General features: G+C 64.6%; 15 protein-coding genes and 1 pseudogene. 8 read left to right on the top strand and 8 right to left on the bottom strand.

Annotated elements, in window-relative coordinates; all coding sequences use genetic code 11:
* Positions 1-3 precede the first annotated feature (3 nt).
* Positions 4-183, bottom strand: coding sequence for a hypothetical protein (locus C722_RS0102340; RefSeq protein ID WP_017638952.1), 180 nt, complete (start codon positions 181-183; stop codon positions 4-6).
* 177 nt (positions 184-360) lie between these two features.
* Between C722_RS0102340 and C722_RS0102335 the strand changes: the two genes are divergently transcribed.
* On the top strand, positions 361-846 hold the full coding sequence (locus C722_RS0102335) for a GNAT family N-acetyltransferase (RefSeq protein WP_143075223.1): 486 nt from the start codon (positions 361-363) through the stop codon (positions 844-846).
* On the top strand, positions 846-1,214 hold the full coding sequence (locus C722_RS0102330) for a GFA family protein (RefSeq protein WP_017638950.1): 369 nt from the start codon (positions 846-848) through the stop codon (positions 1,212-1,214). Before C722_RS0102335 ends, C722_RS0102330 begins: the two co-directional genes overlap by 1 nt.
* A gap of 63 nt (positions 1,215-1,277) precedes the next feature.
* On the opposite strand, the gene C722_RS0102325 is transcribed toward C722_RS0102330, so the two are convergent.
* Genes C722_RS0102325 through purM form a run of 3 tightly spaced genes read right to left on the bottom strand, consistent with a single transcriptional unit; the run spans position 1,278 to position 3,733 of the window.
* Positions 1,278-1,991 (bottom strand): DUF3108 domain-containing protein, encoded by a 714-nt coding sequence (locus tag C722_RS0102325; RefSeq protein ID WP_017638949.1) that lies wholly within the window; start codon positions 1,989-1,991, stop codon positions 1,278-1,280.
* 15 nt (positions 1,992-2,006) lie between these two features.
* A complete protein-coding gene (purN, locus tag C722_RS0102320) occupies positions 2,007-2,675 on the bottom strand; it encodes a phosphoribosylglycinamide formyltransferase (RefSeq protein WP_017638948.1) in 669 nt (222 codons plus the stop codon).
* Positions 2,672-3,733, bottom strand: coding sequence for a phosphoribosylformylglycinamidine cyclo-ligase (gene purM, locus C722_RS0102315; RefSeq protein ID WP_017638947.1), 1,062 nt, complete (start codon positions 3,731-3,733; stop codon positions 2,672-2,674). Before purM ends, purN begins: the two co-directional genes overlap by 4 nt.
* 285 nt (positions 3,734-4,018) lie before the next feature.
* Between purM and C722_RS0102310 the strand changes: the two genes are divergently transcribed.
* Positions 4,019-5,107 (top strand): DUF2066 domain-containing protein, encoded by a 1,089-nt coding sequence (locus tag C722_RS0102310; RefSeq protein ID WP_017638946.1) that lies wholly within the window; start codon positions 4,019-4,021, stop codon positions 5,105-5,107.
* A 97-nt stretch (positions 5,108-5,204) separates the two neighbouring features.
* Positions 5,205-5,909 (top strand): DnaA regulatory inactivator Hda, encoded by a 705-nt coding sequence (gene hda / locus C722_RS0102305; protein WP_017638945.1) that lies wholly within the window; start codon positions 5,205-5,207, stop codon positions 5,907-5,909.
* A 15-nt stretch (positions 5,910-5,924) separates the two neighbouring features.
* Here hda and wrbA read toward each other — a convergent pair whose 3' ends face one another.
* Positions 5,925-6,524 (bottom strand): NAD(P)H:quinone oxidoreductase, encoded by a 600-nt coding sequence (wrbA, locus tag C722_RS0102300; RefSeq protein WP_017638944.1) that lies wholly within the window; start codon positions 6,522-6,524, stop codon positions 5,925-5,927.
* Complete coding sequence (gene arsC, locus C722_RS0102295; protein ID WP_017638943.1) at positions 6,521-6,874, bottom strand: arsenate reductase (glutaredoxin); 354 nt, start codon at positions 6,872-6,874, stop codon at positions 6,521-6,523. Before arsC ends, wrbA begins: the two co-directional genes overlap by 4 nt.
* Before the next feature lie 91 nt (positions 6,875-6,965).
* On the opposite strand from arsC, the gene C722_RS0102290 reads away from it, so the two are divergent.
* Together C722_RS0102290 and C722_RS0102285 are read left to right on the top strand one after the other, a co-directional pair.
* Positions 6,966-8,216: a YihY family inner membrane protein gene (locus C722_RS0102290; RefSeq protein ID WP_017638942.1), complete on the top strand. Its 1,251-nt coding sequence runs from the start codon at positions 6,966-6,968 to the stop codon at positions 8,214-8,216.
* Positions 8,216-8,500, top strand: a complete 285-nt coding sequence (locus C722_RS0102285; protein WP_026083595.1) for an acylphosphatase — start codon at positions 8,216-8,218, stop codon at positions 8,498-8,500. Before C722_RS0102290 ends, C722_RS0102285 begins: the two co-directional genes overlap by 1 nt.
* Positions 8,501-8,516: 16 nt before the next feature.
* Here C722_RS0102285 and C722_RS0102280 read toward each other — a convergent pair whose 3' ends face one another.
* Both C722_RS0102280 and C722_RS25610 read right to left on the bottom strand, forming a co-directional pair.
* On the bottom strand, positions 8,517-10,223 hold the full coding sequence (locus tag C722_RS0102280; protein ID WP_017638940.1) for a proline--tRNA ligase: 1,707 nt from the start codon (positions 10,221-10,223) through the stop codon (positions 8,517-8,519).
* A gap of 154 nt (positions 10,224-10,377) precedes the next feature.
* Positions 10,378-11,679 (bottom strand): annotated as a pseudogene (locus tag C722_RS25610) (OprD family porin); the annotation flags it as partial.
* A 368-nt stretch (positions 11,680-12,047) separates the two neighbouring features.
* On the opposite strand from C722_RS25610, the gene C722_RS0102265 reads away from it, so the two are divergent.
* The gene (locus C722_RS0102265) at positions 12,048-12,464 is read left to right on the top strand and encodes an HIT domain-containing protein (RefSeq protein WP_017638937.1); all 417 of its coding nucleotides are present in this window, start codon (positions 12,048-12,050) and stop codon (positions 12,462-12,464) included.
* Positions 12,461-12,670 (top strand): SlyX family protein, encoded by a 210-nt coding sequence (locus C722_RS0102260; RefSeq protein WP_017638936.1) that lies wholly within the window; start codon positions 12,461-12,463, stop codon positions 12,668-12,670. The genes C722_RS0102265 and C722_RS0102260 overlap by 4 nt, the downstream gene beginning before the upstream one ends.
* Positions 12,671-12,840 lie beyond the last annotated feature (170 nt).

Genomic DNA, 12,840 nt, shown 5'->3' with positions numbered 1-12,840 from the left:
CGATCACTCGGCGTGCGACGCGCCGTCATGTTCGATTTGCTCTTTGTACTCCAGGGCATCCGCTTCGCTCTGGTAGACACCGACCAATTCCCCTTCCTGTTTCACGTCCCACAGATGCATGCCCAGGCCACGGGCTTCGCGGGACATATGGTCTTCGTCACGTTCGGTTACGGTAATGGTCATGCTGTATCTCCTTGGTCGAGCCCGCGCTACGGCAGGGCTTGAAAACCCATACTAGAGCGTTTCGCTTCAGGACCAAGGCGTATCTCGGCAACAAGTCGTTACAACTTCTGCGACAATCTGTCGCGTTGCTCATGGTCATCATCGGCATCGCTCTAGGCCGACATCAAGAGGATCCCTGTGACCGCTTGCGCTGGCTCCGCTCAGTTGAGGCTTGCCACCCTGGCCGACATAGAGGCGCTGTTCGCCATCCGTACCGCGGTCACGGACAACGCCCTTACCCGGGAGCAACTCGCTGAATTGGGCATCACCCCTGAATCGATCGCCGAGCTGCTCGCCGCCGAGCCCTGTGCCTGGGTGGTGGAGGTGGGAGGCGAGGTGGTGGGCTTCAGCCTGGTCGATCTGGCGAATGGCGAGGTCTTCGCTCTGTTCGTCAGACCCGACTGGCAAGGCCAGGGTTTCGGCGCCCGTCTGCTGGCCGCCGCCGAGACCGCGCTGTTCCGCCATCATGCCCTGATCTGGCTGGTCACCGATGGGCGCCCAGTGATACGGGCGAATGCCTTTTACCGGTCTCACGGCTGGCATAGGGTCGCTTCCCTCGAAGGGACGGATGTCCGCTACGAGAAATCCCGCACGTCCGGACAGGATCAAGGAGGCATCTCCTGATGGACAGCACGCGCACCGGTGGCTGCCTCTGCGGCCAGATTCGTTATCTCATGACAGGCTCGCCACGGGATCCCCACAGCTGTTCCTGCGAGCAGTGCCGCCGGCATTCCGGGGCGCCGACGCAGGTCTGGATCGAGTTGGACAAGGCCCAGCTGCGCTGGACCGGTCCGGGTGGCGAGCCGGCCCTCTGGCGCTCCTCGGCTACGACGTGCCGAGCCTTCTGCCCGCACTGCGGTTCCACGCTGGGCGCCGTGGATGACGGTCCGACTCTCGCCCTGGCGGTGGGTAGCCTGGATCGACTCGACGATGACGTTGTGCCGCTCTTTCATTCTTTCGCCGACCAGCGACCGGGCTGGTGGAATCCCTGAGCGGACGGGTCCCAACTGAAAAGAAAACGCCCTCCGAAGAGGGCGTCTTTGCAACTACCGGGATCAGTTGGCGCCTTTCACCGTGCGCCCGTTGACCGAGCCTTCCTTGAGGCTGGTCTGGTATTCCTTGCCGTCGCTCTCCTGCTGGTAGAGGCGCACCAGCAGGTAGTCCCAATCCTTGGCGAACCACAGTTCGGTCTTGCGGCTGCTCTTGGTGGGATCACGCACGCGCTCCACCTTGATGGCATCGAACAGGCCCAACGGGGTGCGGATGCGCTCCGGACCGATGACCCGGAAGTCGTAGGTGTCGATGCTGTCGCCGTCGACGATCTGGTAGCTCATGCTCTTCTTGCCGTCGGCCACGTCCTGCTGCAGCTTGAGCTGATAGGTCGACTTGTCCAGCAGACCGCGATCCAGGGGCAGGCTGACCGGATCGTCCTTGTCCTTGCCGGTGACCTTCTTGGCGGCCCAGTCGAAGGTCAGTTCGCTCTCGCGGCTCTTGCCCAGCCCGCTGCGCTTGTACTGGTAGGTGTCCGGTAGGAAGGCTTCGCCTTCGTGGCGGAAGGTGCTGGACTCGTTGAGGCCGGCGACCAGCATGGAGGCTTCGAACTTCAGCTCCCAGCGACCATCGGCTTCTTTCTCCAGCGAGCGTTCGGCCGAGCCGCTGACCGGCATCTGCTTCCAGTCGGCGGTGTAGCTGGCCGTGAACGGCTGCAGGTCGAAGGCGAAGGCCGAGGCACTGCAGAGGGTGGCCAATAGGAACAACAGACGTCGCATCAGTTTCTCCTTGGATCAGGAAAGGGAGGCCGCGGCCGTCAGCGACGGCAACGTGGCCCCGGTAGGCGGCAGTGCCTCGCCATCGAGCTCGGCACCCAGGGTACCCAGCCGCAGACGACCTTCGGCGAACAACCGCACGGCCACAGGATAAAGGAGGTGCTCGGCGGCGTGTACCCGTGTCGCCAGGCTCTCCGCCGTATCTTCGGCCTGTACCGGCACCCGCGACTGCAGGACGACCGGACCGCCATCCAGTTCTTCGGTGACGAAGTGCACGCTGCAGCCGTGCCAGGCATCGCCGGCATCCAGGGCACGCTGGTGAGTGTGCAAGCCCTTGTAGAGTGGCAGCAGCGAGGGATGGATATTGAGCAGACGACCCTGGTAGCGCCGCACGAAGGTCGGCGTGAGAATGCGCATGAAGCCGGCCAGCACCACCAGATCGGCGCCCTGGGCGTCGATGGCAGCCGCCAGGGCCGCATCGAAGCTTTCGCGATCGGCATGCTCGCGGTGGTCGATCACCTGGGTGGCGATCCCGGCCTGCCGGGCCCGCTCCAGGCCATAGGCCTCGGCGCGGTTGGCGATCACCGCCGCGATCCGCACGGGCGGGGTCGCGGCGTCGATCAGAGCTTGCAGGTTGCTGCCGTGGCCGGAGATGAGCACCACCACGGCGCAGTCGGCAGGGCTCATCCGTGCTGTTTCAGATTGTTCAGCACGACCTGGTCGGCGCCCTCGGCGGCCTGTTCGATACGGCCGATGACCCAGGGTTGCTCGCCCTCGGCGCGCAGCACCTGCAGGGCGCCTTCGACCTGATCCTGGGCCACGCAGATGACCATGCCCACGCCACAGTTCAGCACACGGTGCATCTCGGTCTCGTCGACGTTGCCCTGCTGTTGCAGCCAGTCGAATACCGCCGGACGCTGCCAGCTGGCGACGTCGAGCACCGCCTGGGCACCCTCGGGCAGTACCCGCGGGATATTGTCCAGCAGGCCGCCACCGGTGATGTGGGCCATGGCCTTGACCGCGCCGGTGTCCTTGATCAGCTTGAGCAGCGGCTTGACGTAGATGCGGGTGGGCGCCATCAGCAGTTCGGTCAGCGGCTGGCCGTCGAGCTGGATGTTCTCGATGTCGGCGCCGGCCACCTCGATGATCTTGCGGATCAGCGAATAGCCGTTGGAGTGCGGGCCGGAGGAGGGCAGGGCGATCAGGGCGTCGCCGGTGGTCACCTTGGAACCGTCGATGATCTCGGACTTTTCCACCACGCCGACGCAGAAGCCGGCCAGGTCGTAGTCTTCGCCTTCGTACATGCCGGGCATCTCGGCGGTCTCGCCACCCACCAGGGAGCAGCCAGCCTGTTCGCAACCGGTGCCGATGCCGGTCACCACCTGGGCGGCGACGTCGACGTTGAGCTTGCCGGTGGCGTAGTAGTCGAGGAAGAACAGCGGCTCGGCGCCGCAGACCACCAGGTCGTTAACGCACATGGCGACCAGGTCGATGCCGATGCTGTCGTGCTTGGCCAGGTTCATAGCCAGGCGCAGCTTGGTGCCGACGCCGTCGGTACCGGAGACCAGCACGGGCTGGCGATAGCCTGCCGGGATCTCGCACAGGGCACCGAAGCCCCCCAGGCCGCCCATGACTTCCGGGCGGGCGGTGCGCTTGGCGACGCCCTTGATGCGTTCTACCAGAGCCTCACCGGCGTCGATGTCTACACCGGCGTCCTTGTAGCTCAGCTGGGGTTGTTTGCTCATGAATCCTGGCCTTTGGCTAATGGCGAAACGAGCCGGCTGGCGCCAGCCGGCAATGAGGCGGGCGATTTTACCAGAAGCCGTGCCAAAGCACGCGGCCCGCCGCGGCCTCCGGTCCGGGTGGCGATGGCACCCGGCCAGCGCCCTGGGGTCTGAGCCTGATCGCCCATCCGTTCGCCGGGTGGGCAATGTTCGCTACTACCTTCTGCGCCACCCGCGACCCAGTGCCCTTGCTCGCGGGTCGGGCGGCTTTTAAGGTATGCCCCTTGCCCTTTCTATGGAATCGCCATGCGCCGTCTCGTCCTTCCGTTGCTCGCTTCGCTGCTGGTCCTGAGTCCGCTCGCCCATGCCGAGGTGGTGGACAACCTCTACCAGGTCCGCGAGCCGGTGACCTCGCAACAACCGGACGAGCGCAATGCCGCCCTCAAGCGCGCCCTGCAGGTGCTAGCCGGACGCCTGACCGGCAACCCCCAGGCCGGCCAGACCCCGGGTCTCGCCAGTGCCCTGGCGGCACCCGAATCCCTGATCAGCCAGTACAGCTATGACGCCGGCCCGCCGGAGGTGCTGGTGGCCAACTTCGACCCGGCCGCCACCGAGCGGGCCCTGGGTCAGGCGGGGCTCTCGGTATGGGGCGCCAATCGTCCGGTGGTGATGATCTGGTGGCTCAACGACGCCGACAGCGGGGCGACCCTGGTAGGTGATGGCCAGCCTGCCAGCACCGGCGTCCAGCGTGGCGCCCAACTCGCCGGCCTGCCGATCCGCCTGCCGCTGGCCGATCTCAACGAGCAACTGGCCGGTACCGCCGCCAACATCGACGCCAGCGATCCGACCGCCCTGCGCCAAGCCTCCGAGCGCTATGGCGCCAATGCCCTGCTGGCGGTGCACGCCAAGCCCCAGGGTAACGGCTGGCAAGCCCAGTGGCGCCTGTGGAACAACGGCGCTGCCGAGCAGGGCAGCAGTCAGGCAGCCGACCAGGACGCCCTGGCCGCCGCCGTCCTGCAGGACGTGGCCGCGCGCCTGTCGAAGAAATTCGTTTCCCGTCCGGGCACCACCCAGCCGCTGACGCTGGTGGCCGACAACTCCAACTTCGAGCGCTATGCCCAGCTGCAGAAAGTCCTGGAGCCCTTGTCGAGCCGCCTGGTCAAGGTCGAGGGGACCCAGCTGACCTACGACCTCACCGCCAATCCCGACCAGTTGCAGGCACAGCTCGGTCTCGCCGGCCTGCAGCCCGCTTCCGCGTCGGTCGCCCCTGCCACTCCGGCACCGGCGACCCAGGGTGCAGCCGTCGACGCCACGGCCGCGCCGAGCGCGCCTGTGGCCCAGCCGGCGCCGTCCGCCCAGCCGGCGCGTACCACCCTGTATTTCCGCTGGCCATGAGGGCCGACACCCAAGACTGAAGCGGCTGCTGCGAGGGACCCGGGATTTGGTTAGACTTGGCGCCCTCGCGAAACTGCCAAGAGCCGTTCGAGCTGGCATGATGCCTTTACAGCTGCCCCTGGGCATTCGTCTGCGTGACGACGCCACCTTCGTCAACTACTACCCTGGCGCCAATGCCGCGGCGCTCGGCTATGTCGAGCGTCTCTGCGACGCCGATGCCGGCTGGACGGAAAGTCTGATCTATCTCTGGGGCGGCGCTGGCGCCGGTCGCAGTCATCTGATGCAGGCGGCCTGTCACCGTCTGGAGGAACTGGGCGAGCGCGCCATCTACCTGCCCATGGGCGAACTGGCCGACTACGGTGTCGAGCTGTTCGACAATCTCGAGCAGTGCGAGCTGGTCTGCCTCGACGATCTCGACGCCCTCGCCGGCCAGCGGCGCTGGGAAGAGGCGCTCTTCCATCTGTTCAACCGCCTGCGCGATGCCGGCAAGCGGCTGCTGATCTCCAGTACCGCCTCGCCGCGGCAGTTGCCGGTGCAGCTGGCCGATCTCAAGTCGCGCCTGACCCTGGCGCTGGTCTTCCAGCTGCGACCCCTGTCTGACGAAGACAAGCTCCGCGCCCTGCAGCTGCGCGCCTCTCGCCGCGGCCTGCACCTGACCGACGAGGTCGGCCGCTTCATCCTTTCGCGCAATACCCGCAGCATGGACGCCCTGTTCGACATGCTCGAACGCCTGGATCAGGCCTCGCTGCAGGCACGGCGCAAGCTCACCATTCCCTTCGTCAAGGAAATCATGGGCTGGTAGCCGCGCCGGCTACCGCTACTTTTGCAGGCGCCCCGCCAGGGTCGCCAAGCGCTTGCCCAGGGCCCGGCACAGCGCCGTTTCCTGCTCGTCCAGTGCGCGCTTGCCGTCGGCGCCAGCGAAATGACTCGGCCCATAGGGCGTACCGCCACCCTTGGTTTCCAGCAGGGCGCTTTCGCTGTAGGGCAGGCCGGTGATGAGCATGCCGTGATGCAGCAGCGGCAGGGCCATGGACAGCAGGGTGCTCTCCTGGCCGCCGTGCAGGCTGGCGGTGGAGGTGAAGACGCCGGCGGGCTTGTCCACCAGGGCGCCGGTCAGCCAGAGGCTGTTGGTGCCATCCAGGAAATACTTCATGGCGGCGGCCATGTTGCCGTAGCGCGTCGGGCTGCCCAAGGCGAGCGCGGCGCAGTCGCGCAGGTCGTCGAGGGTGGCGTAGACCGCGCCCTGCTCGGGCACGGCCGGGGCGACGGCGGCGCACTCGGCGGAGACCGCCGGCACGGTGCGCAGGCGCGCGGCCATGCCGCCCATCTCCACCCCGCGGGCGACCTGGCGAGCCATTTCGGCGGTGGCGCCATGGCGGCTGTAGTAGAGCACCAGGACATAGGCTTCGGGGGTCATTGCAGGATCTCCAGGACACGCTCGGGGGGACGACCGACCACGGCGCGTGAGCCGCGCACGGCGATGGGTCTCTCGATCAGCTTGGGGTGGGCAGTCATGGCCGCGATCAGGGCGTCTTCGTCCAGCGTCGGATCGGCGAGGTTCAATTCGCGATAGATCTCCTCGCCGGTACGCAGCAACTGGCGCGCCTCCAGGCCCAGCTTGCCGAGCAGTGCGCGCAGGGTCGCGGCATCCGGCGGCGTGTCCAGGTAGGGCACCACCGACACGGCTAGCTCGCGGCTTTGCAGCAGCGCCAGCGCCGCCCGCGATTTCGAGCAGCGCGGATTGTGATAGAGGACGATTTCACTCATGGGCTGATCCATAGAAGGTAAGATGGCCATTGTAGCGGGTTGGCGAGGACTGCCGCGCCAGCCCTTGACCGTGCCTTTCGAGGAACCGCCAATGCCGGCCCGCTTGCGTGAACTGCTGTCCTTCGTTCGCTACCTCGCCGACCGCTTCATCGAAGACCGCGCGCCTAACAATGCCGCGGCCCTGACCTATACCACCCTGTTCGCGGTGGTCCCGGTGATGACCGTGACCTTCGCCATGCTCTCGGCGATACCCGCCTTCCAGGGCACGGAAGTGCAGATCCAGGCCTTTATCTTCCGCAATTTCGTGCCCTCCACCGGGGCGACCCTGGAAGAATACCTGCGCAACTTCATCGAGCAGGCGCGGCACTTGACCTGGCTGGGCGTGGCCCTGCTGGCGGTGACGTCCTTCTTCATGCTGGTGACGGTGGAAAAGACCTTCAACGACATCTGGCGGGTGCGCATTCCACGGCGTGGGGTCTCCAGCTTCCTGCTCTACTGGGCGGTGCTCAGCCTGGGGCCCCTGCTGCTGGGCGCCGGCTTCGCCATGAGCACCTACCTGGCCTCGGTGGCCTTGGTGTTCGGCTCCTACGGCATGTCTGGCGCCCAGGCGCTGCTCAAGGTCACGCCGCTGCTGTTCAGCATCGCCGCCTTCACCCTGATGTATGTCGCTGTGCCCAATACCCGGGTCCCGCTGCGTCATGCGTTGATCGGCGGCGCCCTGACCGGGGTGCTGTTCGAGGCGGCCAAGAGTCTGTTCGGTCTCTATGTCTTCTATTTCCCCGGTTACCAGTTGATCTATGGCGCCTTCGCCACGGTGCCGCTGTTCCTGGTCTGGATCTATGTCTGCTGGCTGATCGTGCTGCTGGGGGCGGAGGTGGTCTGCAGCCTGTCCACCACCCATCACTGGCGCCGCGCGCCGCTGCCGGCCTTTTTCATCCTGCTCGCCGTGCTGCGCGCCTTTCTGGAGCGCCAGCAGAGCGGTTCCAGTCTGCACCTGGGGCGGTTGCACCAGGCGGGCTGGAAGCTACCGGAGCACGAATGGCATGCGGTGCTGGCCTTCCTGCAGCAGGAGCGCCTGGTGTGCCAGAACGACAGCGGTCACTGGGTGCTTTGCCGCGATCTGCATGGCTATGCGCTCCTGGATCTGCTGGATCGCGCGCCCTGGGCGCCGCCCGCGCCGGATTGCTGGCCGCCCGCCGAACGCTTTCCCGGTGACTGGTATCCGCAGCTGCAGGAGGCCTTCACCCGACTGCAGGCGCAGCGTCATGAACTGCTGGCCGGGAGCGTGGCTCACTGGCTCAAGGTCGCGCCAGTGCTGGAAGAGCGGGGAGCCTCGCGATGATGGACAGAGCGGCGCGTCACGGCCTGATCAGTGGCCGCGTTCAGGGCGTCTACTATCGCGAGAGCACGCGTCAGGAGGCGCAGCGGCTGGGCGTCACGGGCTGGGTGCGGAATCTGGCCGATGGCCGGGTGGAGTGCCATCTGGAAGGCCCGGCCGAGGCGCTCGCCAGACTGGAAGCGTGGCTCTGGCAGGGACCGGCAGCGGCGCGGGTGACCGGGGTAGAGCTGGAGGAGGTGGCCTGCGCAGGCTTCACCGACTTCCAGGTCAGGCGCACGGACGCCTGACCTGGAGCGGTAGCCCTCAGCGGGCTTTGAGGAAGCCGACGATCTCGGCCAGGACGACATTCTGGCTTTCGCTGTCGGTACGGCCCTTGTATTCGACCAGACCTTCATTGAGACCGCGCTCACCTACCACCAGACGATGGGGGATGCCGATCAGCTCCATGTCGGCGAACTTCACGCCAGGGCTGGTCTTCTTGTCGCGGTCGTCCAGCAGCACGTCGAAGCCGGCCGCCTTGAGGTCGGCATAGAGGCGATCGGTGGCTTCCTTCACTGCCGCGTTCTCGTACTTCATCGGCACCAGGGCGATCTGGAAGGGCGCCAGGGCGGCCGGCCAGCGGATGCCGCGCTCGTCGTGGTTCTGCTCGATGGCGGCGGCGACCACGCGGGATACCCCAATGCCATAGCAGCCCATGGTCAGCAGGGTAGGCTTGCCTTCCTCGCCCAGGACCGACAGCTTCATGGCCTCACTGTACTTGGTGCCCAGCTGGAAGATATGACCCACTTCGATGCCGCGCTTGATCACCAGGGTACCTTGGCCATCCGGACTCGGATCGCCGGCCACCACGTTGCGCAGGTCGGCGACCTGGGGCAGCGGCAGATCGCGCTCCCAGTTGACGCCGAAGTAGTGCTTGTCTTCCTGATTGGCGCCGATGCCGAAGTCGCTCATCAGGGCGACCGAGCGATCGACGACGCAGGGAATCGACAGATTCATCGGGCCCAGGGAGCCGGGGCTGGCGCCAATGGCGGCACGGATCTCGGGCTCGGTGGCGAACACCAGGGGGCTGGCGACCTCCGGCAGGTTGGCTGCCTTGATCTCATTGAGTTCGTGATCGCCACGCACCACCAGGGCGACCAGCTTGCCTTCCTCGGCGCCGCGAACCACCAGGGTCTTCACGGTCTTCTCGATGGCCAGACCGAATTTCTCCACCAGATCGGCGATGGTCTTGGTGTCGGGGGTATCGACCAGGCGCAATTCTTCGGTGGCGGCGCCACGCGCGGTTTCCCGCGGCAGGGCCTCGGCCTTCTCGATGTTGGCGGCGTAGTCGGAGCTGTCGCTGAAGGCGATGTCGTCTTCACCGGAGCCGGCCAGCACGTGGAATTCATGGGAGCCGCTGCCGCCGATGGAGCCGTTGTCGGCCTGCACCGGACGGAAATTCAGACCCAGACGAGTGAAGACATTGCAGTACGCCTGGTACATGGCGTCGTAGGTTTGCTGCAGCGACGCCTGGTTCAGGTGGAAGGAGTAGGCGTCCTTCATTACGAACTCGCGGCCGCGCATCAGGCCGAAACGCGGGCGGATCTCGTCGCGGAACTTGGTCTGGATCTGGTACAGGTTGATCGGCAGCTGCTTGTAGCTGTTCAGCTCGTTGCGCATCAGATCGGTGATGACTTCCTCATGGGTCGGGCCCACGCAGAAATCGCGCTGATGACGGTCCTTCAGACGCAGCAGCTCGGGGCCGTACTGCTCCCAGCGACCGGATTCCTGCCACAGCTCGGCGGGCTGGATCGCCGGCATCAGCACCTCCAGGGCGCCGGTGGCGTTCATTTCCTCGCGCACCACGGCCTCCACCTTGCGCAGCACGCGCAGGCCCAGCGGCAGCCAGGTATAGAGACCGGAGGCCAGCTTGCGGATCATGCCGGCACGCAGCAGCAGCTGGTGGCTGATCACCACGGCATCGGAAGGGGTTTCTTTGAGGGTGGACAGCAGGAACTGACTGGTACGCATGGCTAGGCGGTCTGTCGGCATCGAGACGGGACCGGCATTGTACGGCGGGGTGGGGCAGGGCGTACAGGGACGCAGGCGGCGCCGACCGGAGGCCGGAAAAGAACAGCCCGGCGAATGCCGGGCTGCTGGATCGTGCGAGTGACGCTGTCCCTTGCAGGATGCTCAGCGGGTACTCGGTGATCAGGCGGAACTCGTTGATGTTGCCGCTGCCGCCGCTGCCGGTGCTGGCATCGCCACGGTGCCAGGATTGACGGATGCGGAAGGACAGGTCCTTGGCCGGGCCGCTCTGCAGCACGTACTTGGCTTCGACGTTGGTTTCGAATTCTTTGTCGCCATCGCCATAAGCACTGTAGACGCCGTTGGTGCTGTCTTTGATGTCGGTGCCCCGAACATATCTTGTCATGAAGCTCAGACCCGGCACGCCTAGGGTAGCCATGTTCAGGTCGTAGCGCAGTTGCCATGACTTTTCACCGGGGGCGTTGAAGTCAGAGAACTGTATGGAGTTGGCCAGGAAGATACCGTCGCCGCCGCCATTGGTAGAGCCAGCTGCCGCATAGTCGAAGGGCGTATTGCCATTCACTTTCTGGAAGCCAAGAGTAATGGTGTGGGCATCGAAGGAGTAAGCAGCGGCCAAGGAGTAGGTGTTGTTGCTGATATCGCCGGCTTTGGCGTTACCGGTATCCTTGGTGTAGTAGTAGTTCGCATCGAAGGTGAGCGCTTGGCTGGCGCCAAACGGAACCACATAGTTCACGTTCGCGTAGTACTGATTCCAGATATCTTCCAGATTGCCGTAATAGAGCGAGGCGCTCAGCTGATCGTTGATCTTGTACTTGCCGCCTGCATAGGTGGCCGAGTCGGCCAGCGCGCCCGAGTAGCTCGTACCGATGTCACCGTTGTGGAACGTGTTTACGCCATCGCGTGCATCGGTGAAATAGCCAGCCTCCAGGAACAGATCGCTGATCTCTTCGCTGGTCAGCATGAAGCCGGTACCAGTTGCGGGGAACAGGCGGCTACCACCCAAAGCGAAGACCGGCGAAGTCGGCTGCAGATAGCCATACTTCAGGACTGTATTGGAAATGCGCATTTTGACGGCGGCGTTGGCAAAGGAATACTCGTCTCTGGAGCTACCATCACTGCCGACCGGCAAGTTGCCGGTTCCTGCGTAACCCGCACCACCGTCCAGCTTCAGACCCAAATAACCGCTCGCGTCGACACCAAACCCAACGACACCTTGAGTGAAGCCCGATGCATAATTGAGCAGGAAGCCATGGCTCCAGTCGCGCCGGTCATTCGCTCCACCATCACGATCCCGGTTGAAGTAGTAGTTGCGGTTCAACAGGTTCAGCTTGCTGTCTTCGACGAAGCCCTTGGATTCGGACTGCTGGTCGGCGAAAGCCAGTTGAGTGGTCCCTGCGGCTACGGCCAGGGCGAGAATGCTCCACTTCATCGCTTGCATCAGAAATGCTCCTTTGGGTTGAAAGTCAGCCATCGTGTCAGCCGTGGCTGTTTGTTCTAATGGCGGCACATATAGCACCTCTCTTGGAGGGGCGATAGGCTTCATCAAAATTTTGCGTGTGATGAGCGGATTAACCAAGACTCTTAAGAAAATTCTTTAAGAGTTCCCTTCCGATCGTCGTACCCGGATCGTGATAGCAAAAAGCGTGCACAAAACGGCAATTCCTGTGCCCGCCTGTCTATCGCTCGGTTGTTCTCCAGGCAATGGGCAGTTTCGGAAGGACTGATTGCACCTTTGTGACACCAAAGGTTTCATTCACCCAAAGTCATGCACACTTTTAGTGCTGACCTGTGTTGGCAGGAGATGAGATGTTCCAAATCGATCCACGACTGGCGAGCGATTCCCTGGAAGTGGCGTCCTTGACGCTGTGCCAGGTGTTGCTGCTGAACGATCGCCGCTATGACTGGCTGGTGCTGGTACCCCGGCGCGAAGGTGTTACCGAGGTCCTCGATCTGTCACCCCAGGATCAGGTGCAACTGTGGCGAGAGGTGACACTTGTTGCCCAGGTGTTGCGTGGCGCTCAGCCAGATCTAAAATTGAACATCGGTGCCCTGGGCAACATCGTCAGGCAATTGCACCTGCATGTTCTGCTGCGGCAGGAGGGTGATCCGGCCTGGCCCGGCCCGGTATGGGGGCACTCGCCACGTGAGCCCTATGGCGAAGCCGCCGGCCGCGCGGCCGCGCAGCGCTGGCAGGGGCTGCTCGAACAGGAGGCACAGGCATGACCCTCGAAGAACGTATCGCCGACCTGGAGATGCGCCAGGCATTCCAGGACGACACCATCCAGACTCTCAACGACATCATCGTCGAGCAGCAGCGGACCCTGGATCGTTGCGCGGCGCAGATCCGCCTGCTGGCCGAACGCCAGGCGGAGTTGCAGAGCGCAGGGGGTGGCGGCATGCCGGACGAAGCCCCGCCGCCACACTATTGAGATCCGTTCCGCAGCTGAATCTTGTTGTCGCCCTGACGTACGTGCGCAGGCGGCTTTGCCGGCTACTCTAGCGGCACTGCATCCTTGCACTTTTTTGGTGCAGTCCGGCCTCGTCCCTTGTGGAACTCGCTCCGGGAGAGGCCTGTCCTCTGCGGAGCGAAGCCCACAGC

It is taken from the genome of Pseudomonas sp. 313 (assembly GCF_000316965.1).
Classification (GTDB): Bacteria; Pseudomonadota; Gammaproteobacteria; order Pseudomonadales; family Pseudomonadaceae; genus Chryseomonas; species Chryseomonas benzopyrenica.
The sequence above is the reverse complement of the archived record's forward strand: the minus strand, read 5'-3'. Positions and strand labels throughout refer to the sequence as shown.